General features: G+C 71.8%; 23 protein-coding genes and 1 tRNA gene. 10 read left to right on the forward strand and 14 right to left on the reverse strand.

What is annotated here, in order from left to right:
• Positions 1-85 precede the first annotated feature (85 nt).
• The 8 genes from AC0VYL_RS24685 to AC0VYL_RS24720 form a co-directional block, all read right to left on the reverse strand.
• Entirely contained in the window at positions 86-4,756 is a 4,671-nt protein-coding gene (locus AC0VYL_RS24685) for an SbcC/MukB-like Walker B domain-containing protein (protein ID WP_475481616.1), read from the reverse strand.
• Complete coding sequence (locus AC0VYL_RS24690; protein ID WP_475481617.1) at positions 4,710-6,086, reverse strand: TIGR02678 family protein; 1,377 nt, start codon at positions 6,084-6,086, stop codon at positions 4,710-4,712. The genes AC0VYL_RS24685 and AC0VYL_RS24690 overlap by 47 nt, the downstream gene beginning before the upstream one ends.
• Positions 6,086-6,850, reverse strand: a complete 765-nt coding sequence (locus AC0VYL_RS24695; RefSeq protein WP_475481618.1) for a DUF2397 family protein — start codon at positions 6,848-6,850, stop codon at positions 6,086-6,088. Before AC0VYL_RS24695 ends, AC0VYL_RS24690 begins: the two co-directional genes overlap by 1 nt.
• 152 nt (positions 6,851-7,002) lie before the next feature.
• On the reverse strand, positions 7,003-7,530 hold the full coding sequence (locus AC0VYL_RS24700) for a hypothetical protein (protein ID WP_475456384.1): 528 nt from the start codon (positions 7,528-7,530) through the stop codon (positions 7,003-7,005).
• A 134-nt stretch (positions 7,531-7,664) separates the two neighbouring features.
• Positions 7,665-7,973 (reverse strand): hypothetical protein, encoded by a 309-nt coding sequence (locus tag AC0VYL_RS24705; RefSeq protein ID WP_475456386.1) that lies wholly within the window; start codon positions 7,971-7,973, stop codon positions 7,665-7,667.
• 10 nt (positions 7,974-7,983) lie between these two features.
• Positions 7,984-8,229 (reverse strand): hypothetical protein, encoded by a 246-nt coding sequence (locus tag AC0VYL_RS24710; RefSeq protein ID WP_378738592.1) that lies wholly within the window; start codon positions 8,227-8,229, stop codon positions 7,984-7,986.
• Between the two features lie 12 nt (positions 8,230-8,241).
• The gene (locus AC0VYL_RS24715) at positions 8,242-8,496 is read right to left on the reverse strand and encodes a hypothetical protein (protein ID WP_378738594.1); all 255 of its coding nucleotides are present in this window, start codon (positions 8,494-8,496) and stop codon (positions 8,242-8,244) included.
• 56 nt (positions 8,497-8,552) lie between these two features.
• Positions 8,553-8,798 (reverse strand): hypothetical protein, encoded by a 246-nt coding sequence (locus tag AC0VYL_RS24720; RefSeq protein ID WP_378738596.1) that lies wholly within the window; start codon positions 8,796-8,798, stop codon positions 8,553-8,555.
• A 436-nt stretch (positions 8,799-9,234) separates the two neighbouring features.
• Between AC0VYL_RS24720 and AC0VYL_RS24725 the strand changes: the two genes are divergently transcribed.
• Positions 9,235-10,365 (forward strand): MrcB family domain-containing protein, encoded by a 1,131-nt coding sequence (locus AC0VYL_RS24725; RefSeq protein WP_475481619.1) that lies wholly within the window; start codon positions 9,235-9,237, stop codon positions 10,363-10,365.
• A gap of 208 nt (positions 10,366-10,573) precedes the next feature.
• Here the strand turns inward: AC0VYL_RS24725 and AC0VYL_RS24730 are convergent.
• A tRNA-Tyr gene (locus AC0VYL_RS24730) sits at positions 10,574-10,655 on the reverse strand.
• Positions 10,656-10,876: 221 nt separating this feature from the next.
• Between AC0VYL_RS24730 and AC0VYL_RS24735 the strand changes: the two genes are divergently transcribed.
• Complete coding sequence (locus AC0VYL_RS24735) at positions 10,877-11,374, forward strand: YajQ family cyclic di-GMP-binding protein (protein ID WP_475456389.1); 498 nt, start codon at positions 10,877-10,879, stop codon at positions 11,372-11,374.
• Between the two features lie 50 nt (positions 11,375-11,424).
• Here AC0VYL_RS24735 and AC0VYL_RS24740 read toward each other — a convergent pair whose 3' ends face one another.
• Positions 11,425-12,285, reverse strand: a complete 861-nt coding sequence (locus AC0VYL_RS24740) for a M48 family metalloprotease (protein ID WP_378738600.1) — start codon at positions 12,283-12,285, stop codon at positions 11,425-11,427.
• Between the two features lie 493 nt (positions 12,286-12,778).
• Between AC0VYL_RS24740 and AC0VYL_RS24745 the strand changes: the two genes are divergently transcribed.
• The 6 genes from AC0VYL_RS24745 to AC0VYL_RS24770 all read left to right on the forward strand — a co-directional run bounded on the left by AC0VYL_RS24745 (position 12,779) and on the right by AC0VYL_RS24770 (position 18,044).
• Positions 12,779-14,629, forward strand: a complete 1,851-nt coding sequence (locus tag AC0VYL_RS24745; protein WP_475481620.1) for a 2-oxoacid:acceptor oxidoreductase subunit alpha — start codon at positions 12,779-12,781, stop codon at positions 14,627-14,629.
• A gap of 61 nt (positions 14,630-14,690) precedes the next feature.
• A complete protein-coding gene (locus AC0VYL_RS24750; RefSeq protein WP_475463246.1) occupies positions 14,691-15,677 on the forward strand; it encodes a 2-oxoacid:ferredoxin oxidoreductase subunit beta in 987 nt (328 codons plus the stop codon).
• Between the two features lie 101 nt (positions 15,678-15,778).
• Positions 15,779-16,441, forward strand: a complete 663-nt coding sequence (locus AC0VYL_RS24755) for an NAD(P)-binding oxidoreductase (RefSeq protein ID WP_475456393.1) — start codon at positions 15,779-15,781, stop codon at positions 16,439-16,441.
• Positions 16,442-16,679: 238 nt separating this feature from the next.
• Positions 16,680-17,210 carry a hypothetical protein gene (locus AC0VYL_RS24760; RefSeq protein WP_475456395.1) on the forward strand — a complete coding sequence of 177 codons (531 nt, stop codon included), beginning with the start codon at positions 16,680-16,682 and terminating at the stop codon, positions 17,208-17,210.
• A 330-nt stretch (positions 17,211-17,540) separates the two neighbouring features.
• Entirely contained in the window at positions 17,541-17,753 is a 213-nt protein-coding gene (locus AC0VYL_RS24765; protein ID WP_475456397.1) for a hypothetical protein, read from the forward strand.
• A 75-nt stretch (positions 17,754-17,828) separates the two neighbouring features.
• Positions 17,829-18,044, forward strand: a complete 216-nt coding sequence (locus AC0VYL_RS24770) for a hypothetical protein (RefSeq protein ID WP_110049703.1) — start codon at positions 17,829-17,831, stop codon at positions 18,042-18,044.
• A gap of 68 nt (positions 18,045-18,112) precedes the next feature.
• On the opposite strand, the gene AC0VYL_RS24775 is transcribed toward AC0VYL_RS24770, so the two are convergent.
• Positions 18,113-18,649, reverse strand: a complete 537-nt coding sequence (locus tag AC0VYL_RS24775; RefSeq protein ID WP_475456399.1) for a GNAT family N-acetyltransferase — start codon at positions 18,647-18,649, stop codon at positions 18,113-18,115.
• 131 nt (positions 18,650-18,780) lie between these two features.
• Here AC0VYL_RS24775 and sigJ point away from each other — a divergent pair, with 131 nt between their 5' ends.
• Positions 18,781-19,689, forward strand: a complete 909-nt coding sequence (sigJ, locus tag AC0VYL_RS24780) for an RNA polymerase sigma factor SigJ (RefSeq protein WP_475481621.1) — start codon at positions 18,781-18,783, stop codon at positions 19,687-19,689.
• A gap of 4 nt (positions 19,690-19,693) precedes the next feature.
• On the forward strand, positions 19,694-20,866 hold the full coding sequence (locus tag AC0VYL_RS24785) for an NAD(P)-binding protein (RefSeq protein ID WP_475456403.1): 1,173 nt from the start codon (positions 19,694-19,696) through the stop codon (positions 20,864-20,866).
• Between the two features lie 53 nt (positions 20,867-20,919).
• Here AC0VYL_RS24785 and AC0VYL_RS24790 read toward each other — a convergent pair whose 3' ends face one another.
• From AC0VYL_RS24790 to AC0VYL_RS24800, 3 genes are all read right to left on the reverse strand, one after another.
• The gene (locus AC0VYL_RS24790) at positions 20,920-21,288 is read right to left on the reverse strand and encodes a VOC family protein (protein WP_475456405.1); all 369 of its coding nucleotides are present in this window, start codon (positions 21,286-21,288) and stop codon (positions 20,920-20,922) included.
• 99 nt (positions 21,289-21,387) lie between these two features.
• The gene (locus tag AC0VYL_RS24795) at positions 21,388-22,071 is read right to left on the reverse strand and encodes a response regulator (protein ID WP_475456407.1); all 684 of its coding nucleotides are present in this window, start codon (positions 22,069-22,071) and stop codon (positions 21,388-21,390) included.
• Positions 22,068-23,729 (reverse strand): ATP-binding protein, encoded by a 1,662-nt coding sequence (locus tag AC0VYL_RS24800; protein WP_475456409.1) that lies wholly within the window; start codon positions 23,727-23,729, stop codon positions 22,068-22,070. The genes AC0VYL_RS24795 and AC0VYL_RS24800 overlap by 4 nt, the downstream gene beginning before the upstream one ends.
• Between the last annotated feature and the right edge of the window lie 166 nt (positions 23,730-23,895).

The raw sequence follows: 23,895 nt of genomic DNA on the forward strand, positions 1-23,895 counted from the left end.
CCACTGTGACACGGTCGGCGGGCGCGCGTCGGCGTGTTCGGGGAACCCGACGCCTCAGGCCGTCGGCGGTGCCGGGGCCGCCGGGTCACACGCCGACCAGCCTCCTCCTGCTGCCGTCCCAGGTGAAGTGCAGGGTGGCGATGCCCGGGACGTTCGGGTCCCGCAGGCACTCGTAGATGTTCAGGCTCGGCACGCTCGCGAAGCAGCCCCAGACGCGTTCGGACGTGAGCACGAAGTCGAGGTCGAGTTCGACCAGCAGTCCGAGCAGGCGTCCGTGCGTGGGTTCGTCCACCTTGGCGAAGGCGTCGTCCAGCAGGATCAGGCGCGGTGCCCACGGCGCGCGGGCCGCCAGGGCGTCGAACTGGGCGGCGGCCGCCGCGAACAGCACGAGGTAGGCGACGACGCGCTGCTCGCCCTGGCTGAGCGCGGTGCGGTGGCCCAGGCGGCGCTCGTCCCCGGCGGAGTCGGTCACGTAGACGGTGAAGGTGAACCAGGAGCGGTAGTCGAGCGCGGCCCGCAGCTGGGCGCCGCCGGTGGCGGTCGGGTCCAGACGGCGGATCGCCTCGATGCAGCGGCGCAGGGCGTCGCGCAGGCGGGTGGTCTGGACCCGGGTGCGCTCGTCGGCCGGGGTGGCCAGCAGCGGGACGACCGCCTCGACGTCGGCCCCGGCGTCGGGCGCCAGGCTCCAGTCCAGGCGGACGCCGAGCCCGGCGGAGGTGGTGACGTCCTTGAGGACGTCGTTCATGGTCGCGATGAGGGCGCGGGCCTCGTCGATCTGGCGGGAGAGGTGTCCGGCGAGCTCGCCCAGGAGGTGGCGTTCGAAGGCCTCCTCCTCAGCGACGGCCACGGTCTCCTCGGCGCGCACGACCGCCTCCGCGACGCGTTCCGCGTAGGAGGTGACGTCGTGGGCGCCGTCCTCGTCGTGGACCGTGAGGCGTTTCACGCCGCGCGGCTCGCTGAGTTCGGTGCGGGTCTGGGCCCAGCCCACCGAGGTGAGGAGGCGGTGCAGCTCCTCGCGGCTGCCGAGGATGGCGCTGTCGTCGACCTCGTCGACGCCGTCCTGGGCGGCCAGGCCGTCCTCCAGCTGCGAGGTGAAGGAGGCCAGGAGGGCCAGGCGCTCGTCCGGCCCGGTGGTCTCGACCTCGGGTCCGCCGTTGACGGCCGCCAGGTAACGGGCCAGGGGGGCGTCGCTCCCGGCGCAGTCCTCCAGCCCGGCGGCGCGGAGCAGCACGGCGTCGGGGACGGTGTCCTCGGTGCCGGTGACGGCCGGGCTGTCGGGGTCACCGACGGTGGTGACGGAGGAGACCAGGGCCTCCCCCGCCGCCAGGGCGCGGCGGACCTGTTCGGCGCGTTCGGTGGTGGCGACGTCGAGCCGGACCTCGGCGCTGACGCGTTCGTCGCGGGCGCGCTGGGCGTCGCGTTCGAGTTCGGGGAGGCGATCGGCGGCCTCCTTCGCGCGCGCCTGGACCTGGGCGCGGGCGGCGTCGATCTGTTCCGGGGCCACGCCCCGGGCGCGGTCACCGAGCTCGAACTGGCGGCGCACGGTGATCATGTCGTCGATCGCCGCGGCGCGGGCGTCCTCGGCCAGGACGCGGGCCGCGCGGGTGCGGGACCAGGCGGCGACGTGGCGTTCGTGGTCGGCCAGTTCCCAGGCGAGGACGTCGAGGTCGCGCAGGGCCGAGGCGATCAGGACCCGGAGGTGGTCCAGGGCGCGCAGGGCGCTGTCGAGTTCGGCGCGGACGGTGGGCAGGTGCTCGTCCCGGGCGGCCTCGGTCAGCCGTGTGCGGATGCCGAGGAGTTCGCCCCGGGTGGACTCGGCGGCGGCCTGGGCGGTGTCGTGGGCGCGGCGGGCGGCGGCCACGTCGGTCCGGGCCACGTCGAGGGTGGCCCAGGCGCGGATCAGCGGGGCGGCCTCGGGGAGGTCGCGGGAGACCGCCAGCAGTTCGGTGTAGGAGTGCTCCACGGCCCAGCGGCGCTCCCCGGCCTCGGCCAGCAGGGCCTCCGCGATCGCCATGCGCCGGTCGGTGTTGGCGGACTGGCGGTCGCGGGCGCGCTTGCGGGCGGCCTCACCGATGAACTCCGGTTCGCCCTTGTAGTGGGCTCCGGAGGCCACGCCCAGGCGCCAGCCGCCGGAGAGCGACATGGAGCTGACGGTGGTCACGGCGCTGTCCCGGCGGTGCTTGGGCTCGGTGTCCTCGGCGCTGCCCGGCGTCTCCGAGTGCAGGGCGATGGAGGACAACAGCGCGCGGAGGTTGTCGCCGTGCGCGCCCCGGTCCGGGAACACGACCGGGACGAGGACGTCCAGGAGGGTGCGGCCCTTGGCCGGGCGGGCCGGGGTGACCATGAGATCGCGGGTGGTGGGGTCGTAGAGGGTGCCGTCCGCGCGGATCCACCCGGAGAGCAGTCCGCTGGCCTCCAGGGCCGCCTCCAGTCCGGCCTGTTCGCGCGGGGTGAGACCGTCCGCGAAGTCCACGGCCAGGTGGAAGGGGACGCCGTCGCCGTCCGGGCGCGGGTAGGTGGCCCAGGCGGGGCGCTCGGGGGCGCTGTCGGTGTTCCTCGCGCGTCGGGCGGCGAGGTCGGCCAGTTCGTCGGAGAGCTGGCCCTCCTCGTTGACGGCGACGTCGCGGCGGGCGCGCAGTTCCTCCAGAAGCGGGTCCACGGCGGTGTGGGCGAGGCGGGAGACGGCGGCCGGAACCTGGGGGTCCAGCACGCGCAGGGTGTCGGTGATGGGCAGTTCGACGCTGCCCTCCAGCTCGTGGATGGCCTCACCGAGAGCGTGGGCGTGGCTGGAGTCCCGCAGCCGGGCCGCCCAGGCGCGGACGCCGTCGGCGTAGGTGGTGCTCTCGGCGCGTAGGGCGGCGATGGCCTCCTGCTCGCGGGTGTGGGTGTGCTCCAGGACCGCCTCGGCGCTCTCCGCCTCGCTGGTGAGGGCGACCAGGTGGCGGTCGGTGGCGGCCTCGGCGGTGGTGAGGCCGGTCAGCTGGGTGGCGAGGTCGGTGCGGTCGGCGGCGGCGTCGGCGCAGGTGGTGAGCCGGTCGTGCAGGCGGCCGAGGTGGTCGCGCAGGTCAGCGAGGTCGACGCCCTCGACGGGGGCGCGCTCGACGGCCTGTTCCAGGCCCTGGAGGTCGACCCGGGTGGTGCTCTCCCTGGGGGCGTGCACGGTGGTGTGGGCGTCGGGGACCTGCCCGAGCCCCTGGGTGTCGAGTCCGGCGGCGGTGGCGGCGCGCGCGGCTTCGAGGTGGGTCTGGCGCAGGATCTCCAGGGCCCGCTCGATGGCGGTGGTGTCCTCGCCCAGGCGCTCCACCGCGTGGGACTCGGTGGTGGCGGCGTGCTCGGCGGCGGCCCAGGCCGCCTCGGCGGCGCGGATGTAGGCACCGACGGCTGCGTCGTAGGCGCGGCGCTCGTTGGTGGTGGCGGTGGCGGCCGCGCCCTGGGCCGTGGCGAGGGTGCCGTCGTCGGCGTCGGCGGTGTCGCGGGTGCGGCGGGCCTGGTCGCGTTCCTCCGCGATCTGGCTCTCGGCGGTGATGAGGTCGTCCAGCTCCGCGCGCAGGCGGTCGGTCTCCTCGGTGCGGCGGGTGCAGGCGTCGAGCTGCTCGCGGACCTCCGAGGAGCGGGCGCGCAGGGTGTGCAGGAGGTAGCCGTGGTAGTCGCTGAGGAAGGCGGCGACCCCGGCTCCGGCCTCGGTGAGCCCGTTCTTGTCGCTGCGGGCCTGTTCGAGGTCCGCGATGTTGCGGGCGACCTCGTCCAGGACGGACTCGTCCATGGGCGGGAGGGCCTCGGACAGCACGCCGACCAGCTCTCCGGCCTCCAGGCGGTCGCCGATGGTGGGGCGGCGCAGGCGGTAGAGCAGGTGGATGAGGTTGCGGTAGCGGACGGAGTCGTCGATCCCGAACAGGTCGCGCATGACGCGGGCGCGGTAGGGGACGGCGCTCGTGAAGCAGTTGTCGGCGCCGATCTCCGAGCGCAGCCGGTCCACGGGCTTGGGGCGGCCGTCGGTCACGAGGTCGAGGTCGTGGCCGACCCTGCGGTCGGTCACGAAGAACACGCAGCGCGGGTCGGCGTCCCCGACGGCCATGACGGCGGCCCCGAGGGTGAGGTGCCGGGGCGGGGCCCCAGGGGCGTCCTCGTCGTCGGTGTCGGCCGGGGCCCGGGCGGGGTCGGTGCCGTCGATGGCCGGGTCCGCGTCGTCCTCGGGGTCGGCGGCCGGTGCGAGGGCGGCGAGCAGCGCGGAGGCGGTGGTGGGAGCGGCGGGCGCGAGGGTGCGCGCGGGGGTGGCGGAGTCCAGGCCGCGGTCGCCGCGCGCGGTGGTGAACTCGACCCACAGGTAGCCGAGGCGGGTGGCCGGTCCGGAGCTGGCGTCGGCGGGCGCCGGGCCGTCTGCGGGCTCCCCGTCCTCCCCGGACTCGGGTTCGGCGGGGCCCCCGAGCAGGTCGGGGCCGGTGTCCTCCTCGACCGGACCGCGCGCGGAGCGGGGGTCGTCGGCCATCAGCCAGCGCAGGCTGGTGCGGTTGGTGCCGGTGGTGTCCAGGCGCCGGACGTCGCCGTCCAGCAGGAAGGGGAGCAGCATCTCCAGGGCCTTGGACTTGCCCGCGCCGTTGCGGCCGCGCAGCAGCAGCCGCCCCTCCGCGAAGTCCAGGACGTGGTCGTCGTACTGCCACACGTTCCTGATGCCCGCGCGTTCCAGGCGGTAGCGGGGGGAGTCGGCAGGATCAGCCGGAGCCGTCCCGGGGGCCTCGATCGTCTCCTGTGTCACCACTGGTCGCGCTCACCTTCTCGTTCGCCACCGCTTGCAGCACGGACGTCACCCGGTCGAGGTCGCCTCGGGGGCCGGTCTGGGGATCGGGTTCGTCCTGACCGGAACCACGCGGTCGCGCGGGGAGTGTCCGGCTGTCTTCGTCATTGTCCTGGATCAGCGGGACGCGCTCGTCCACGTCGGCGCCGAACCGGGCCCCGGCGGCGGTGAGCGACCACGCCCCGGGGCCTCCCGTGAGCAGGCCGAGGCCGGTCAGGAGCTCCAGCACGAGGGCGGCCAGCCGGTCCGGATCGGGGATCTCGGGGCCCGCGGCGCGCGCCCACTCGGCGCGGATCGGGGCGTCCTCACCGCCGAGGGTCTCCAGCGCGGCCAGAAGTTCCAGGTCGGGGACGGGGACGGAGGTGGCGGGGCGGCCGGGGTGCAGGCGGCCGGAGAGGTGGCGGACCAGGGCCAGCGCCGTGCGGCCCACCGGGTCGTCCGAGGGGAAGCGCGCGGTCGCCTCGGTCTCGTCCGGCATGACGAGCGCCACACCCTCGGCGCGGATCTCGGTGTCGCAGCCGAGCAGGTTGCCGAGGGCGGCGGCGGCCCTCCACTGGTGGGCGGCGAGGCGGTCGCGCTGGCGGTCGGGGAGGTGTTCCCGGTAGACCACGGCGGTCTCGGCCAGCAGGCGGCGCAGGCCGATCTCGCCCGCCTGGTCGCCCTCGGGGTCCGGGTCCGCCGCGTCGGCGAGGAAGGAGTCCGGGTCGTCGCCGGCCCGGGGCAGGTGGGCGGCGACGGCGCGCAGGGCGCCGGTGTGCGGCGTGAGTCCGACGTCGGCCGCCGGGTCGGCCTGGTGGGCGCGGACGGTCCCGGAGGTCTCGGTGAGCGCCCCGAGACCGACCAGGTGGTGCAGGGCCGCGCAGAAGGCCCGGCGTTCACCGAGGCCCCTCGTGGGGTCCGCGTCGATCCCGGCCTCGCGGGCGGCGGCGCGGACCCGGGAGGTGAGTGACCACGCGCTGGTGGGCCCGGTCTGCTCGACCAGGACGGCGAGGGCCAGTGCGAGGTAGGTGTGGGTCCGGGGGGTGAACCGGGCGCCGGTGGACCTCGTGGCCGGGCGCACCACCTCGTCCACGAGGCCGCGCTTGACCAGGCGGGCGTGTTCGTCGGCCACGGTCAGCCGGTAGCCGAGGACCCGCTGGAAGCGCTGCACCAGCCACTCGGCGTGGGAGCGCACGAGGGAGAACTCGGCCGGGTGGGTGCGCCGGGTGAGCAGGGGGCGGGCCATGAGGGCGCGGGCGGCGGCCTGCCGCTCACCGATGAGGGCGGCGTCCTCGGTGTGTGCGCTGGTCTCCATCAGTCCCATCCTCCGCTCGCGATGTCGATGGGGCCGGTGGTCTCCACGTCGGGGTCGCGGAGGTCGTCGGCGGCCGGGACCACGGGGAGCTCCAGGCTGTGCGGGCGCTCACCGGTCGTCGGTACGGCGTGCTGTTCGTAGGAGGTAACGCACAGGCTCAGGCCCTCCAGCGTCAGGTCCCCGCCCTCGCCCCGGATCGTGAGCTCCGCCCCGGGCGAGGCGTGGACGTGCAGGCGCAGCCCGAACTCCAGGTCCCCGGCCGAGGTGGGGCGGCGGGAGGCGTCACCGGAGCCGAGCGCGGCGGTGAGGAGCTCCATGAGGACCTCCATCCCGGCGCCGGACAGGTCCAGGCGGGCGCGGTCCGAGGTGGGTTCGGTGAGCAGGGACCGGATCTGTTCGGCACCGGCTCGGCGCCAGTGCGCGGAGGACTCGGCCGCGTCGCGCAGGCGGGCCTGCTGGGCGCGGTGGTCGCGCACGGGTTCGGGCGGGCGGGTCCCGGGGTGCTCGGTGACGGCGCTGCGGTCGGCCTCGGCCTGCCACCAGCTGGTGGTGGCCGCGACCGTGTCGTCCACCCGCCCCTCCAGGTGGCGGGCGGGGTGCAGGGCGAAGGCCGCGGTGGCCAGCGCCTCCGCGCGGTCCGGTTCCGCGGCCTCGAACCACGTCGCCAGGCGCAGCAGAGCGGCGCGGCCGTGCCGTGGCACCGGCCGGTCACCGGTGCCCTGTCCTTCGTCCGCGCGGTCGTCCGCCCACTGGTTGAGTCCCACAACTCAGCAGACTAGAGACCTCCGGGGCCCGCCACGCCCGGTTCGGCCACCCCGGACCCCGCTGAAATGCATCCCGCGTCCGATCTGACCAGCGGGTTCGAGAGTTTTCTCGACTTTGCGAGGATTCGTGGAAGCGGGTGCGGAGTCGAAGCTCACGTCGACTGGTCGTCGGGGGCCGCCGGAAGGGTGAGGCGTCCGCCGTCCGCGTCGGCCAGCGCGTCCCGCTGCTCCTGGGGCATGTCGTCGTCGTACTCGGTGATCGAGTAGGTGGAGAAGAACCAGGTCCCGTCCGCCTCCACCGGGTCCCCGAGCTCCACCTCCACGTCGTAGGGGTCGTTCTGGCAGCCCTGGTCCATGCACCAGGTGCCCAGGACCTCGCCCTCGCCCCGGGCGCGGGTGTCGCCCCACTCGTCCCACTCCATGTCGGAGAAGGTCGTGGACCCCGTGGCGACGTAGACCTCCGGGCGCTGGTCCTCGAAGCCCTCCTCGTCTCCGTGCAGGTTGAGGACCTGGACCTCGCCCTCCGCGACGGGCCCGTCGGCGGGCTCCGGGGAGTCCGTGCCGGGGGCGTCGTCCTGCGCCGTGGGGCGGTCCTCGACGGGCTCCTCGGACTCACCGCAGGCCGTCAGCGCCAGGACCGCCCCGACCATCAGGGCACCGGCCACGAGTGTGGACTTCAACCGACCTCCTCCGTTGGGTTCGCGACCATCCTGTCGCGGGATGCGGCGAGGCCCCCCGGCACACGCCGGGGGGCCTCGGACCCGCTCTGTTCCGTCACCGGAGCCCGGGGGCTCCGTCGACCACGCTCAGGTGGTCAGTAGCCGTAGCCGTGGTTGCCCTCGTCGGCACGGTCGTGCTCGCCCTTGTCAGCACTGTCGTGGCTGACGTTGGTGCTCGCCGGACCGTTGACGCAGTCGCCCGTGGTCTGCGGCGACAGGATCGGCACGTTGGCGCCGACCAGGCCGACAGCCAGCTCGGTGTTGCACAGCTGAATCGGAACCAACTGGAGGTTCTGATTGAACTGCTGGTCGCCACCGTGCGAGGCCGAGGCCGGAGCGGCCGCGAGCATCGCGCCGAGCGCGACACCGGCGATCGCCGTGGCGGCGGTGAACCTGCGCAGCATGGGTGGCTCCCTAGTCGATGTTGGTGCTGATCGGGCCGTTGACGCAGTCGCCCGTGGTCTGCGGCGACAGGATCGGCACGTTGACGCCGGCCAGGAGACCGACGGCCAGCTCGGTGTTGCAGAGCTGAACCGGAACCAGCTGAAGGTTCTGGTTGTACTGCTGGTCGCCACCGTGCGAGGCGGACGCGGGAGCGGCCGCGAGGATGGCGCCGAGAGCGACACCGGCGATGGCGGTGGCGGCGGTGAACTTACGCATTGTGGGGTTCTCCTAGTCGATGTTGGTGCTGATGGGGCCGTTGACGCAGTCGCCGGTGGTCTGCGGCGACAGGACCGGGACGTTCACAGCGACCAGACCCACGGCGGCGCTGGTGTTGCACAGCTGGACCGGGATGGCCTGGAGGTTCTGGTTGTACTGCTGGTCGCCACCGTGGGAACCGTGGGAGGCGGAGGCCGGAGTGGCGGCCAGAACGGCAGAGAAAGCAGCACCAGCAACGAGGCCGGCAACACCGAGCTTACGCAGCATTGAATTACCCTTCAGAGAAGTTTGAGATATGGTCTCGGTCGAACCGATTGCCGGGACTAGCTGATGTTGGTGCCGATGGGCCCGTTCACGCAGTCGCCCGTGGTCTGCGGCGACAGGATCGGGATGGTGACGGCCACCAGGCCGACGCTGCCCGTCAGGTTGCAGGACTGGATCGGAACGAGCTGCAGGTTCTGGTTGAACTGCTGGTCACCGCCGTGGGAGGCGGAGGCCGGAGCGCCCATGAGGAGCGCGCCCATCGCGGCACCAGCGACCAGGCCAGCAGCGGTCAGCTTCTTGATCATGTTTCCCCCGAGAATTCAAGCGAGGCATTGACAGAAAAAGACGCAGGCGCTTTTGCACCTGTGTCGCGGTGGACTGATGCAATCATCATCCGCCCCCCGATTTTTGTCAACGCCGAAACTCGGGAAACTAATTGTCCAGATTGCCGGGTGCGCTCTTTTTGCCCTTGAATACAAAAGGGACGATGCGGTGATTTATCAGCACGGTCCGGCCGCGCCGAAACAATCAAAGATCACACAGAGTGATCGAAGCGCACTCGGAGCGTGACCATCTCGCAACCGCCCGAATCAGGCGACCCCCCGTGAGCACCCCCCACGAAGCGTGACGGCGGAGCCCCCGGGCCCGGGGACCCCCTCGGACACACACCGTTCGGCCCCGGACACGACGAAGCCCCCGGATCAACCGGGGTGCACCCAATGCCCGATTAGCCCCTTATGCATGGACTTCTCTAAGGTCGACGTCGTGGACGAGACCTTGATCGAGATCCTTGACCTTCAGAAGCAATGGACCGCCGAGAACACCGAGGCGATGAAGTGCCGCGGGGTCCTCGTGCGCAGGACCCTGGCGAGCCAGCTCCGGCAGCATGTCCCTGAATTGGCGACCGCACTGGGCGTACCCGAGTCCGACGTAGGCGTGGAGGGCCGCGACGGGACGGGGCGCAAGACCGAGATCCCCTGGATTCGCGTCTACATCCCCCAACGCTCCTCCAGCGCGACGACCGGTTGGTACCTGGTCTACCTCTTCAGCGCCGAGGGTGACCGGCTCTACCTCTCCTTGATTCAGGGCACCACCAGGTGGACGGGGTCGGTCTTCGCTTTTCGAGGTCACGACGAACTCGCCAAGCGTGTGGCATGGGCCCGCCCCCTCCTGAAGGAGCTGCTCCTTCAACGCGACGACCTCGTCGAAGACATCGACCTTCAATCGGTGAAGTCGAAGGTGGCCCCTGGATACGCGGCTGGCAACGTGATCGCGATCAAGTACGACCGACACGAGATGCCGCCTGAGAACACCCTGGTCGAAGATCTCCTCTACATGGCGAGCTTGCTCCGCGCGATCCACCATGGGGAGGACACGGCCTCCCACGTCCCGGGGGACGCTCCCCCCGAGGTGTTGGACGCCACCGAAGCGGCCGCCAAGACCGCCGGTCGTCGGAGGAAGCCCGCCAAGGGCCAAGGGTTCCGGCTGAGCGCACCTGATCGACGGGCGCTGGAACTGCACAGTGTCGGCATGGCCACCGCCTACTTCGAAGCCGACGGCTGGACAGTCAAGGACGTCGGTGCCAAGGAGTCGTACGACCTCCTGCTGACACGGAAGGATGAACGCCTGCATGTGGAGGTGAAGGGAACCACTTCGGAAGGCACCCAAGTGATCCTCACCCGCGCCGAGGTCGAGAGGCAGCGCGAACTCGTTCCCGCGAACGCCCTCGTGGTCGTCCACTCGATCAACCTGGACCGGAGCGTGTCACCACCCACCGCGAGTGGGGGCGTCCTCCACTGCACTTCCCCTTGGGAGATCGCGGAGGACGACCTCACCGTCGTCTCGTACGTCTACCAGTCGGGTGGCTCGTAGAGGTATCGATCCGCCACCACCCGCTCAAGATTTAGGGCGGTTTCAGCGGCGAGGGTGGTCACCCGTGATCCGAACCGGCGGAGACTACCCCGGAGTCGCCGCCAGAGAAGTGTTCCGTGGCTGTTCCAAGGACGCCCATGAACGACCGGGAACGCGAAAGACCCCGATGCTCAGCGTTGACGCTGGTCATCGGGGTCTTTTCCCAGTGTGGCGGGTGAAGGATTCGAACCTTCGAAGGCTAAGCCGACGGATTTACAGTCCGCTCCCATTGGCCGCTCGGGCAACCCGCCTGGGCTGCTGCGACGCCGTGGCGTCGCCGCGCAGGAACGACAATAGCGGATGATGGGCCCGAACCTGAAATCGTTTGGCGGGCGCGCCCCGACAGGGCTCGTCAGGCGGGGCCCGCACGGCGCGGCTAAGCTCTGAACCGGCCCGGACCGGGCCGGACGAGACGTACACGGGCGCCCCACAGCGTCCGTGACCCATGAGACGTAGCGGGGTGTGAGAGTACGTGGCCGCCGAATCCAGTTTCGACGTGGTGTCCAAGCTCGACCGTCAGGAGGTCGACAACGCGCTGAACCAGGCGGGCAAGGAACTGTCCCAGCGGTTCGACTTCAAGGGCACGGGGACCACCATCGCCTGGCAGGGCGAGGACGGCATCGAGATCAGGAGCGGCTCCGAGGAGCGCGCCCTGGCCGCCCTGGAGGTCTTCAAGGAGAAGCTGGTCAAGCGCAAGCTGTCCCTGAAGATCCTGGACGCGGCCGAGGAGGCCAAGCCCTCCGGCAAGGAGTACCGCCTCCCCATCAGCCTCAAGGAGGGCATCTCCACCGAGGACGCCAAGAAGATCTCCAAGCTCATCCGGGACGAGGGCCCCAAGGGCGTCAAGGCCCAGATCCAGGGCGAGGAGCTGCGGGTCAGCTCCAAGAAGAAGGACGACCTCCAGAACGTCATGAACCTCATCAAGGACAAGGACTTCGACCTGGCGCTCCAGTTCGTGAACTACCGCTAGGCACCGCCGAACGGCCGCCCTCCCCGGCAGGGGCGGGCGGCCGTTGGCGTTCAGCCCAGGTCCCACCTGCGGCGCAGTTCGCGGAGCCGCCGGACCCGCTCCTCCACCGGCGGGTGGGCGGCGAACAGGCGGCCCACGCCCCCGGGGAAGGGGTTGGTCGTCATCAGGTGCGAGGCGGCCAGCAGGGCGCGTTCACGGGGCAGCGGGTAGTCGCGGTTCCCGGCTTCCAGCTTGAGCAGGGCGTCGGCCAGCCCCAGGGGGTCGCCGGTGATCTCCGCCGCCCTCTCGTCGGCCCGGAACTCGCGCGCCCGGCCCACACCGAAGTAGACGACCATCGCCGCCAGCGGGGCGAGGACCACCATCATCAGTCCGCCCAGCAGGTTGGGCAGGTCCGTCTCCTCAGAGTCCCCGAGCGGGATCAGGAACGAGACCGCGGTCAGGGCGGTGATGAGCGCGGTCAGCGTCGCCGCCACCGAACTGATGAGGGTGTCGTGGGCACGGATGTGCGCCAGTTCGTGGGCGAGGACACCGCGCAGCTCGCGTTCGTCGAGGGCGCGCAGCAGGCCGGTCGTGCAGCACAGGGCGGCGCGGCGGGGGCTGTTCCCGGTCGCGAAGGCGTTGGGTGAGCGCACCGGGGACAGGTAGAGCCGGGGCATGGGCTGCCGGGCGGCCGTGGCCAGCTCCCGCACCATCCGGTAGAGCTCGGGGCGTTCGATCTCGCTGACCGGGCGGGCCCGCATCGCGCGGAGCGCCAGGGAGTTCCCGAAGAGGTAGACCAGGATCCCCGCGCAGGCCACCAGCGCCACCGACGCCTGGAGCCCCTTCTCCGCACCGCACAGCCAGCCGACCACGACGGCGAGCGCCGAGACCCCGGCGAACAGGCCGACCGCGCGGATCGCGTTGACGTGCACGCGCCCTCCTTCCGCTGTTCGCCGCTGCCCGGCTCCGGATGCGTACATGGTGACAAACGTGCGGGTCCGCGTCTTGCGTTCCCCATGTGACCAGCTGTCGGTCACATCCCGCTTCCAACCCGGATTCGGAGGGGTTGTGACAATGGCCACCCGCCCCGCCGCGGGGTCGGGACGACGACCTATAGTGCGAACGTGGCCCTTGTCACTCCGAACACCACGGGGACGGGACGGCGCCCCGGCGGGGCGGGCGTCCCCTTCGAGGTGAGCGGGGGGCCGTGCCGTCGGAGGCGGAAGCCGAGGACGGCCCGGTCGCGGTCCGAGACCGCCGAAACACCACCCGGGGTTGGCGCACCCAGGGCGTGTGGGGGCCACGCCGTCCTCCTGCCCCCGATCCAGGCACCCGGCCCGTGACGGTGAGGTTCGGCCGGGGGTAGACACCACAGCGCCGCCGCCCGTCACGACCGGCGGCTGACCAAGGAGGTCTTCGATCTCAGTGGCCAAACAGATCGAACAGCTCGACCGGGTCATCATCCGGTTCGCCGGGGACTCCGGCGACGGGATGCAGTTGACCGGTGACCGCTTCACCCAGGAGACGGCGTCGTTCGGCAACGACCTCTCGACCCTGCCGAACTTCCCCGCCGAGATCCGTGCCCCCGCCGGGACCCTCCCCGGTGTCTCCAGCTTCCAGCTCCACTTCGCCGACCACGACATCATGACGCCGGGCGACGCCCCGGACGTGCTGGTGGCGATGAATCCCGCCGCGTTGAAGGCCAACCTCGGTGACCTGCGGCGGGGCGCGACCGTCATCATCAACACCGACGAGTTCACCAAGCGCAGCCTGGCCAGGGTCGGCTACGCGGCCGACCCGCTCACCGACGGCACCCTGGACGGGTTCCACGTGAGCGCGGTGGGCCTCACCTCGATGACGGTGGCCGCCCTGGAGGGGTCCGGCCTGTCCAAGAAGGACGCCCAGCGCGCGAAGAACATGTTCGCGCTGGGGCTGCTCTCCTGGATGTACAACCGGCCGACGGAGGGCACGACCTCGTTCCTGAAGTCGAAGTTCGCCAGCAAGCCGGACATCCTCGCCGCCAACCTGACGGCGTTCCGGGCCGGGTGGAACTTCGGGGAGACCACGGAGGACTTCGCGGTCTCCTACGAGATCAAGCCCGCGAAGCTCCCTCCGGGCACGTACCGCAACATCACCGGGAACCTGGCCACCGCCTACGGGCTGATCGCCGGGTCGCGGCGGTCGGGGCTGCCCCTGTTCCTGGGGTCGTACCCCATCACCCCCGCCTCCGACATCCTGCACGAGCTCTCCCGACACAAGCGGTTCGGTGTGCGCACGTTCCAGGCGGAGGACGAGATCGCGGGGGTCGGCGCGGCCATCGGCGCCTCGTTCGGCGGCTCACTCGGGGTCACGACCACCTCCGGCCCGGGCATGGTGCTCAAGCAGGAGGCCGTGGGTCTGGCGGTGATGACCGAGCTCCCGCTGGTCGTCGTGGACGTGCAGCGCGCCGGGCCCAGCACCGGCATGCCCACCAAGACCGAGCAGACGGACCTGCTGATGGCGCTGTACGGGCGCAACGGTGAGTCCCCCGTGCCGGTGGTGGCCCCCTCCTCCCCCGCCGACTGCTTCGACGCGGCGCTGGAGGCGGTCCGGCTGGCGGTGCGGTACCGGACCCCGGTGATCGTGCTCTCCGACGGCTACCTCGCCAACGGCTCGGAGCCCTGGCGGCTGCCCGAGGTGTCGGAGCTGCCGGTGATCGATCCCGGCTTCGCCACGGAGCCCAACGGGCCGGACGGCGGGTTCCTGCCGTACCTGCGCGACGAGGAGACCCTGGCCCGCCCGTGGGCGGTACCGGGCACGGCAGGCCTGGAGCACCGGATCGGCGGGATCGAGAAGCACGCGCGGACCGGCGACATCTCGTACACGCCGGACAACCACGACCTCATGGTCCGCACCCGGCAGGCGAAGGTGGACGCCATCGCCAGGGACATCCCCGAGCTGGAGGTGTCCGACCCCACGGGCGACGCGAACGTGCTCGTACTGGGCTGGGGCGGCACCTACGGGTCGATCACCGCGGCCGTGCGCCGGATCCGGCGCTCCGGGGGCCGGGTCGCCCAGGCGCACCTGCGCCACCTCAACCCCTTCCCGGCCAACCTCGGCGACGTGCTGCGGAGCTACGACCGGGTCGTGGTCCCGGAGATCAACCTGGGCCAGCTGTCGCTGCTGCTGCGCGGCCGGTTCCTGGTGGACGTCATCGGATACAACAAGGTCCGCGGTCTGCCGTTCAAGGCGGAGGAACTCGCGGACGTGCTGCGGGAGGTCATCGACCGTGACTGAGACGAACGGGGCGCCCCCGGCCGGCCTGCGGCTGGTGCCCACGACCGACACCGAGTACCGCATGAAGGACTTCAAGTCCGACCAGGAGGTGCGCTGGTGCCCGGGGTGCGGCGACTACGCGGTCCTGGCGGCCTTCCAGTCGTTCCTGCCCCAGCTGGGCGTGCCCCGCGAGAACATCGTGATGGTGTCCGGGATCGGCTGCTCCTCGCGTTTCCCGTACTACCTGAGCACCTACGGCGTGCACTCGATCCACGGGCGTGCCCCGGCGATCGCGACGGGGCTCGCGGCCAGCCGCCCGGACCTGTCGGTGTGGGTGGTCACCGGGGACGGCGACGGGCTGTCCATCGGCGGCAACCACCTGATCCACGCGCTGCGGCGCAACGTGAACATCAACATCCTGCTGTTCAACAACCGCATCTACGGGCTGACCAAGGGCCAGTACTCCCCCACCTCCGAGGCCGGGAAGATCACGAAGTCCTCGCCGCTGGGGTCGCTGGACCAGCCGTTCAACCCGGTGTCGCTGGCGCTGGGCGCCGAGGCGGGCTTCGTGGCGCGGACCGTCGACTCCGACCGCAAGCACCTGACCTCGGTGCTGCGCGCGGCGGCCGACCACCCCGGCGCCTCGTTCGTGGAGATCTACCAGAACTGCCCGATCTTCAACGACGACGCGTTCGAGCCGTTGAAGGACCCGGCCGCCCGCGACCTGCGGCTGCTGCGCCTGGAACACGGTGAGCCGCTGCGGCTGGGCCCGGACCGCGGTGTGGTGGCGGACGGGTTCGGCGGCCTGGAGGTCGTGGACGTCGCGTCGGTCGACGAGGACCGGCTGATCCGGCACGACGCGCACCGCCCGGACCCGGGGTACGCGTTCGCCCTGTCCAGACTGGACCAGCCCGCCTTCGAGCACGTGCCGGTCGGGGTGTTCCGGGACGTACGGCGACCGGTCTACGACGAGCTGCTGAACGAACAGGTGGAGGACGCGCGGGCCGAGCACGGAGACGGTGAGCTGGGGGCGCTGCTGGCCAGCGGGGACACCTGGACCGTGGACTGACCCCCGGGTGACCTATTCCCCCGGGCGGCGTCGGGAAGTTCACCGCCGCCGCCCGGGGGTTCCTCCCGGTGTGTCCGTGTCCCAGGCAATACGCTGCCCCCATGCGTATCGTCATCGCCGGTGGACACGGAAAGATCGCACTGCGGCTGGCCAGGCTTCTGGCCGCCCGCGGTGACCAGCCCGTCGCCCTCATCCGCAACCCCGACCACACCCAGGACGTCGTCGACGCCGGGGCCGAACCGGTCGTCATCGACCTGGAACAGGCCACGGTCACCGAGTTGACCGAGAGGATCATGGACGCCGACGCGGTGGTGTTCGCCGCCGGCGCCGGTCCGGGCAGCGGCGCCGACCGCAAGTCCACGGTGGACCACGAGGCGGCCTCCCTGACCGCGAACGCGGCCGCGCTGGCCGGGGTGCGCCGTCTGGTGCAGGTCTCCGCGATCAACGTGGACCAGCCGGTGCCGGAGGGTACCGACGAGGTGTGGGCCGCGTACGTGGCCGCCAAGAAGGCGGCCGACGACGACCTGCGCGAGCACGACCTCGACCTGGACTGGACCATCCTGCGCCCCGGTCGGCTGACCGACGAGGCCGGAACCGGCCGGGTGGACCTGGGCGAGGCCGTGGAGCGCGACTCGGTGACCCGCGACGACGTGGCCGCCGTGATCGTGGCCCTTCTGGACGAACCGGGCACGGCCAAGCGGGTTCTCAACCTGGTGAACGGTGAGACGCCCGTCGTCGAGGCGGTCCGCGCCGTCGCCGGTTAGCCGCCCGGCCCCCGGGCTCCGGTGACGGGGCCCGGGGCCGTCGGTTCCCGGTACCACCACGGCGGTTCCACGGCGGTTTCCGTCGTCGGTGGCGGTTCCGGCCTTCTGTGGCCAGATGCCCTCATAGGAGGCATGATGGAACCGGAGCCCGGCGGAATCCCGCCACGGTGGACGCGGACGACCGGGAACGACCCCGACGGGTGAAGCAGCTCCGCAGAGCAGATGGGTACGGTTATTCATGAGCGTCACGCAGGTCGTGAGGGACAGCACTGTCGTCGAGCACGCCAAGGTCGCCGCGCAGCAGAAGCGCCGGATGTTCATCATCCAGCTCGAGGTCAACGCCTACGACGAGGCCTCCAGCAAGCTGCGGCCGGGGCTGACCCGCATCCTCGAGGGCATCGAGGAGGCCGGGTGGCGGCTGGAGCTGATCACCCCCAGCGAGACCGGTGAGTCCGCCGCCGCGCGCCTGTTCATCTTCCGCCCGGACACCGCGAAGAAGGAGTCCGAGCAGGCCGAGGCGCCGCAGGCCCAGCAGCAGGTGCCGCAGGACCAGTCCGGCCAGCAGCAGCCCTACCAGCACCACCACACGGGCGCTCAGCAGCCGGACCCGTACGCGGGTTACGGCCAGGGCTACGGTCAGCAGCAACAGCAGTACCCCGGTTACGACCCGCAGCAGTACCCGGGTTACGGACAGCAGCAGCCGGGCTACGGCCAGCAGCCCGGCTATGGACAGCAGTACCCGGGTTACGGACAGCAGCAGGGCTGGTAGCCGAACCCCCTCCCGAACAGCGGGGCCCACACGGTGTGACCGTGTGGGCCCCTTTTTCGTGTCCGCGTTCGCCCGTGTACGAAGGCCCATATCCGGACTGAAGCGGGTTCCGATGCAATTGCCGGAAGTTCGACTGCGCCTCGCTTTCGGTTGTGTAACGCAGGTGGCTGCCAAGGAATGACATGTCCGCCATGTCCGGTGCGAAGCCGAAGAAACTCCTGAGAAACTCTGAACTCTTCCCGAAAATCACTTCGAGCAGGCGCCCAGCTACGCTAAGTTAATTACGGCGGCCGCAGCCAACGTGTTTTGCACTTCCGAAAGGTAACCACCATGCCCCGTATCGCCAAGGTTTCCGGATTCGTCCTCGCCACCGGCCTCGCCTTCGGCGCCCTCACCGGGACCGCCGCGGCCGACAACAACGCCCACATCCAGAACATCACGATCCCGATCTGCCTCGACGTCCTCAAGGCCTCCGGCTTCAGCGCGAGCGGCTGCAACGTCGTCGACTGGAACTCCACCTCGGGCATCGCCGTCCACGACTAGGCCCCTGCCGTCGCGCGACCCCCCGTCAGACCTGCCCGATCCACCTGAGAAACACCAACCGAAAGGGAACACACAATGAAGCGCATCACCGCCGTCTCCGGTCTCATCCTCGCCACCGGCCTCGCCCTGGGCGCCATGACCGGCACCGCCGCCGCCGACAACAACGCCCACATCCAGAACATCACCGTGCCGATCTGCGCCGACGTGATCTCCTTCGCGGGCTTCAGCTCCGAGGGCTGCAACGTCGTCCACAACAACATCACCTCCGGCGTCGCCGCCTTCGACTGGTAGTTCCGGCTCCGGGCACGGGAACGACGCGGGGCACGGTGTTCACCCACCGTGCCCCGCGTTTCGCGTGTTCAGCCCCCGCAGACGCCCGCGACCACGCCCTCGGCCGGGTCCGTGACCAGCCGCGCGTGCGTCCCGGAGTCGTAGCGCGAGGTCCCGTAGCGGAGCTTGGCCCGCTCGATCCCCTCCGGCCGGAAGCCCGCCCGCTGGGCGACCAGGCAGGAACCGGGGTTGTTCACCCGGTGCCCCGTCTCCACGCGGAACAGGTCCAACCGGTCGAAGGCGAACTCCGCGGCCAGGCGGGCACCGGCCGAGGCCACGCCCCGGCCCTGCTCGGCCGGGTGCGTCCAGTACGACAACCAGCCGAGGCCGTGCCTGCGGCTGGTCACACCGACCTGCGTGTGCCCCAGGACCCGGTCGGTCCCGTCGACCACGGCGAACCCGTGGACGTCACCCTCCTCGGCCAGGCGCCCGCACCGCGCGATCCACTCCAGGGCCTCCTCACGCGTGCGCGGCACCTCGGGTTCCTGCCAGGCCAGCTCGTCCCAGCGGAAGGCCTCCAGCAACCGGTCGGCGTCGCCCCGGTTCCACTCACGTAGGCGGTACAACCGCAACCCCTCTCATGACGGTTCAGGTCGCGCCAACCTAGAACCGCCCCGCGGCCGAGGCAAGCCCTTTTGCCCCCTCGGAGCTGTTCGGGCGTGTCACACGGGGGCGGGGGTGGTACGTCTCTCCTGACATGACGACGACAGAGGTCTTCGAAGCCCACCGCTCCCTCCTGACCGGGGTCGCCTACCGCGTCCTCGGCACCGCGGCCGACGCCGAGGACGTGGTCCAGGAGGCCTGGCTGCGGTGGTCCGGGGTGTCCGGGGGCGAGGTGGACAACCCCCGCGCCTACCTGGTCACCGTGGTGTCCCGGCTGTCCATCGACCGGCTGCGCAGGGCCAGCGCCCGGCGCGAGTCCTACGTGGGCGAGTGGCTGCCCGAGCCGGTCAGCGACCTGCCCGACGCCGCCGAGCGCGCCGAGCTCGCGGATTCGGTGGAGTTCGCCCTCATGGTGGTGCTGGAGACCCTCAGCCCCCTGGAGCGGGCGGTCTTCGTCCTGCACGAGGCCTTCCAGCTGCCCTACGCGCAGATCTCCGAGGTCATCGGCCGGAGCGAGGACGCCACCCGGCAGCTGGCCCGGCGCGCGCGGGACCACGTACGGGAGCGCCGCCCCCGGTTCGAGGCCGACCGGACCCAGCGCCGCCTCATGACCGAACGCTTCCTCCGGGCGTGCCTGGAGGGCGACCTGGACGGGCTCAAGGGGATGCTCGCGGACGACGCCACGATGGTGAGCGACGGCGGCGGCAAGGTCCGGGCCCCGCTGCGGGTGCTGCACGGCTCCCGGAAGGTGGGCCGGTTCCTCACCGCGATCTCGGAGGAGCGCAACATCTCGCGCTTCCTCAGGTCCGTGGGCGCGGACACCGCGGCGGAGCTGTCCATGGAGGTCACCGAGGTGAACGGCGGACCCGCCGCGCTGGTGGCCGCCGGGGGTTCCCCGGTGCTCCTGCTGGCGCTGGACGTCTTCGAGGACCGGGTGCGGCACGTGTACCTGATGGCCAACCCGGACAAGATGTCACGTCTGCGGGTGCCCGATCCGTCCTAGGGGCATGGACATCACCGTTGTGGGCGGTGGCCTCGCCGGACTGACCGCGGCCATCGCCAGCGCCGAACTCGGCGCGAACGTCACCCTGCTGGAATCCCACCGGACGCTGGGCGGGAGGGCCCGCTCCACCGAACCGCCGTACGTGGCCAACGACGGCCCGCACGTGCTGTACTCCGACTCCGCGCCCTACGCCTGGCTGCGCGAGCGCGACCTGGTGCCACCCGCCAGGGCGCTGCCCGCGCGGGCAGCCCTCGGGGTGCGCTGGCGTTACCGGGGCTCGCTCGGCGGCCCCCCGGCCGCGGTGCTCCGCGCCGCCGCCCGCCGGAGGCTGCGCGCCCCGCACGACCGGGACTTCGGCTCGTGGGCGGAGGAGGAGCTGGGCGCCGAGTCCGCGCGGGCGGTGGGCTCCATGATGGGCGTGGCCCTCTTCCACGCGGAACCCGGGACGCTGTCCGCCGCCTTCGTGTGGGAACGGTTCCTGCGGGTGACCCGCCCGGCGTGGCCCTCGCCCCGGTACGTGGTCGGCGGCTGGACCGCGCTGGTGGACCGCCTCGCCGACCGCGCCCGTGCGGCGGGGGTGCGGATCGAGTTGGAGGCCCGGGCCGCCGAGCGGCCGGAGGGGACGACGATCGTGGCCACGTCACTGGACTCCGCGCGCGCCCTGCTCGGTGACCCCTCCCTGACCTGGGAGAGCGGCCACACGCTCATGGTGGACCTGGGAGTGCGGCACCGCTCCGGGGACCCGTTCCTGGTGTTCGACTCCGACGAGTGCGGGTTCCTGGAGCGCTACAGCGTCGTCGATCCCACCCTCGCTCCGGCCGGGGAGGACCTCGTCCAGGCCCAGCTGCCGGTCCGGCCCGGCGAGTCGCGCGCGGCGACCACCGAACGCCTGGAGGCTCTGCTCGACACGGCCCTGACCGGTTGGCGGGACCGGCTGACCTGGCGGCGCGACCAGGTGGCCCGGGGCCGCACCGGTGCCCTGGACCTGCCCGGCACCACGTGGCGGGACCGGCCCGCCATCGACCGGGGCGACGGTCTCTACCTGGCCGGGGACGCGGTGGCCGCGCCCGGACTGCTGGGCGAGGTGGCCCTCACCAGCGCCGTGCGCGCCGCCGAGCTGGCCACCGGCCGGAGCACGTCCCGCACCGGCGCCCGCTCGGGGGCGGGCACCGTCTGATCCCTCCGGGGCCGGGACGCTTCGACGTGCCCCGGCCCCGGAGGACCGCCGGATCAGGCGGGGACGTGGCTGACCGCCTCCACGTTGTTGCCGTCGGGGTCGCGCACGAAGGCGCCGTAGTAGTGCTCGTGGTACTCCGGCCAGACCCTGGGTTCGTGCAGCACCTCGGCTCCGGTCTCCACCGCCGCCGCGAAGAAGGAGTCGACCGTGGCCCGGTCCGGTGCGAGGAAGGCGATGTGCGACTCCCTCGCCGGTCCCTCGGACTCACTGGGGGCGATCCAGAACTGGGGGTGCTCGCTGCCGTAGCCGATCACCGGCCCGTACTGGAGCATGCGCCGGTGGCCCAGCGCGGCGAGGACGGCGTCGTAGAAGGTGGCGCTGGCTTCGGGATCAGCGACCTGGATACCGAGGTGATCGAGCATGCCCCGAGTGTGACACGCGCCACTGACGTTCCCGCGGCTCCGAACCGCCGTGCGTCCGGTCCGGATCGGTCCTGTGGAAACCGACCGGTACCCCCCAGGTCAGGCGACCCAGCGGTAGAGGTGTTCGGGGCGGCCCGCCGAGCCGTAGCGCATGCGGAGCTCCGCGCGGCCGTCGGCGCACAGGTGCTCCAGGTAGCGGCGCGCGGTGACCCGGGAGACCCCGGACCGTTCCGCCACGTCGGAGGCGGAGACCTCGCCCTCGGCCTCGCGCAGCACGCCCGCGACCAGGTCGACGGTGGCGGAGGTCAGCCCCTTGGGCAGGGAGCGGGCGGCGGGCGGGCGCAGCAGCCCGAACAGCCGGTCCACGTCCTGCTGCGTGGCCTGCCGTTCCCCCTCCATCTGCCGACGCGCCACCGCGTAGCGTTCGAGCTGGTCGCGCAGGGCGCTGAGCGGGAACGGCTTGAGCAGGTAGTGGACGGCCCCGCCGTGTAGGGCGGCGCGGACCTGGGCGATGTCGCGGACGGCGGTGATCATCAGGAAGTCGGGTTGGGGGGCGCTCTGGGAGGTGGCCGAGCGCAGGGTGTGCATCACCGAGGTGCCCGAGGCGTCCGGCAGGTGGAGGTCGAGCAGAACCAGGTCGGGGCGGTGACCGCGTACCTGTGCCAGGGCCGCGGCCGCCGTGTGCGCCACCCCGACCACGGTGAACTCGGGCACCGACTCCACCAGCTCCTGGTGGTTGCGGGCCACCCGGACGTCGTCGTCGACGACCAGCACGCGGATCACCGGGTCACCGCCGCCGTGACGACCGGCAGGCAGGCGGTGAACACCGCGCCCTCCTCGGCGTCGGGTGCCTCCATCTCGATGCTTCCCCCTCTGCTCTCACAGACCTGTTTGACCAGCGCCAACCCCAGGCCACGGGTGCCTCCGTCGCGGGAGGCCTTGGTGGTGAACCCGTAGCGGAAGATCTCCTCCGCCAACTCGTCGGACACCCCCTGCCCGGAGTCGGTCACCCGGATCTCCAGGAGGTCGTGCGGCAGTCCCGTGTCGGCGGCGGTGTGCAGGCGCACCATCAGCTCCACCCACCCGTTCGGGGTGACCGCGTCCAGGGCATTGTCCACCAGGTTGCCCAGGGTCAGGAGCGCGTCCGAGCGCAGATCGCCCTTGAGGGACGCCGGAACGCTGGTCATCGGGGAGAGCCGAAGGTCCACGCCGAGCTCGGAGGCCTGGGCGGACTTGGCCAGGGTGAGCGCCGCGAGCGCGGGGTCGCGGACGTGCTCCGCCACGCCGCTGGAGGTGCGGGTGTGCGTGGCGGCGAGGTCGGCCAGGTAGGCGCGGGCCTCGTCGTGGGCACCGAGTTCGAGCATCCCGGCGACGGTGTGCACCCGGTTGGCGAACTCGTGGGTCTGGGCGCGCAGTCCCCGGGTGACGGTCCGCGCCCCGTCCAGTTCACCGGTGAGCCGGTCCACCTCGGTGCGGTCCCGGAGGGTGACCACGGCCCCGGCCTCCTCGCCCCGGATACGCACCGGCATCCGGTTGGCGACCAGGACGCGGTCGCCGGAGAGCAGGATGAGGTCGTCCCCGGGGTCGGCGCCGGACACGATGTCGCGGGCCCGTTCGGAGAGGCCGAGGTCGTCCAGGCGGCGGCCCTCCACCCCCTTGGACAGGCCCAGCATGGTGCGGGCGGGCTGATTGACCAGCAGGACCCGGTCGTCGCGGTCCACCGCGAGCACGCCCTCGCGCACCGCGTACAGCAGGGCCTCCCGGCTCTCCAGGAGCGTGGTGATGTCGGCCGGTTCCAGGCCGTGCGTCTTGGTGCGGACCTGCCGGGAGAGCACCCAGGAACCGCCCACGCCCAGGACGAGCACGAGCGCGGTGGCGGCCAGGATCACCGGGATCGAGGCGCGCGCGTCGGTGGTGGCGCTGGAGTCCAGGATGCCCAGGGACACGTATCCCACGACCTCCCCGTGGGCGTCGCCGCCGTTCAGCGAACCCCCGCCGGAGAACACGGGGATCTTGGCGCGCACCGTGCGGCCCTGGGTTCCGTCCTGCACGCCCGTCCACTCGGCGCCGTCCACGACGGGGCCGGGCGGGGTGGACACGGTCTCCCCTATCCGGTCCTTGTCCGGGTGCGTGTGCCGGGTCCCGTCGGGCGAGGCGATGACGAGGTAGTCGGCGCCGGTGGCAGCGGAGATGCGGTCGGCCAGGGGATCGAGGTCCTCGGACGGGTCGGGTGCCTGGAGGCCCTCGACGACCTCGGGCAGGACCGCGACCGACCGGGCCACGGTGAGCACGCGTTCGGCGTACTGGCGGTCGGTCTCGCGGTCGACGTGGATCGCCCAGAGGGAGCCGATGACGGTGAGCGCCACCGCCAGAAGACAGACATATCCAATGAAAAGGGACCCGGTGAGCGTGAGGCGGCCGGATGCGGGATGAGGGTTCATGAGCACTCCAGTGGCCGGGGTGGGATCTCCCGGCCGGTGAACGCGCAGGTCGGCGTCGCGGGGACGGCTTCGCTAGCAAGCTTCACGAACAATACGACCAATATGACTCCAGTTTTAACAAAGACCTCACAGTGGCGTGCCCACGGTCACACTGTGGTCTGGATCT

It is taken from the genome of Nocardiopsis sp. iso_238 (assembly GCF_056173325.1).

What these genes read in the sequence shown, in the direction of transcription:
- AC0VYL_RS24690 (WP_475481617.1), bottom strand. Translation starts at nt 6,086, where the DNA reads ATGGAGACCAGCGCACACACCGAGGACGCCGCCCTCATCGGTGAGCGG.
- AC0VYL_RS24705 (WP_475456386.1), bottom strand. Translation starts at nt 7,973, where the DNA reads ATGCTGCGCAGGTTCACCGCCGCCACGGCGATCGCCGGTGTCGCGCTC.
- AC0VYL_RS24710 (WP_378738592.1), bottom strand. Translation starts at nt 8,229, where the DNA reads ATGCGTAAGTTCACCGCCGCCACCGCCATCGCCGGTGTCGCTCTCGGC.
- AC0VYL_RS24715 (WP_378738594.1), bottom strand. Translation starts at nt 8,496, where the DNA reads ATGCTGCGTAAGCTCGGTGTTGCCGGCCTCGTTGCTGGTGCTGCTTTC.
- AC0VYL_RS24720 (WP_378738596.1), bottom strand. Translation starts at nt 8,798, where the DNA reads ATGATCAAGAAGCTGACCGCTGCTGGCCTGGTCGCTGGTGCCGCGATG.
- AC0VYL_RS24725 (WP_475481619.1), top strand. Translation starts at nt 9,235, where the DNA reads ATGGACTTCTCTAAGGTCGACGTCGTGGACGAGACCTTGATCGAGATC.
- AC0VYL_RS24750 (WP_475463246.1), top strand. Translation starts at nt 14,691, where the DNA reads ATGAAGGACTTCAAGTCCGACCAGGAGGTGCGCTGGTGCCCGGGGTGC.
- AC0VYL_RS24755 (WP_475456393.1), top strand. Translation starts at nt 15,779, where the DNA reads ATGCGTATCGTCATCGCCGGTGGACACGGAAAGATCGCACTGCGGCTG.
- AC0VYL_RS24760 (WP_475456395.1), top strand. Translation starts at nt 16,680, where the DNA reads ATGAGCGTCACGCAGGTCGTGAGGGACAGCACTGTCGTCGAGCACGCC.
- AC0VYL_RS24765 (WP_475456397.1), top strand. Translation starts at nt 17,541, where the DNA reads ATGCCCCGTATCGCCAAGGTTTCCGGATTCGTCCTCGCCACCGGCCTC.
- AC0VYL_RS24770 (WP_110049703.1), top strand. Translation starts at nt 17,829, where the DNA reads ATGAAGCGCATCACCGCCGTCTCCGGTCTCATCCTCGCCACCGGCCTC.
- sigJ (WP_475481621.1), top strand. Translation starts at nt 18,781, where the DNA reads ATGACGACGACAGAGGTCTTCGAAGCCCACCGCTCCCTCCTGACCGGG.
- AC0VYL_RS24785 (WP_475456403.1), top strand. Translation starts at nt 19,694, where the DNA reads ATGGACATCACCGTTGTGGGCGGTGGCCTCGCCGGACTGACCGCGGCC.
- AC0VYL_RS24790 (WP_475456405.1), bottom strand. Translation starts at nt 21,288, where the DNA reads ATGCTCGATCACCTCGGTATCCAGGTCGCTGATCCCGAAGCCAGCGCC.
- AC0VYL_RS24800 (WP_475456409.1), bottom strand. Translation starts at nt 23,729, where the DNA reads ATGAACCCTCATCCCGCATCCGGCCGCCTCACGCTCACCGGGTCCCTT.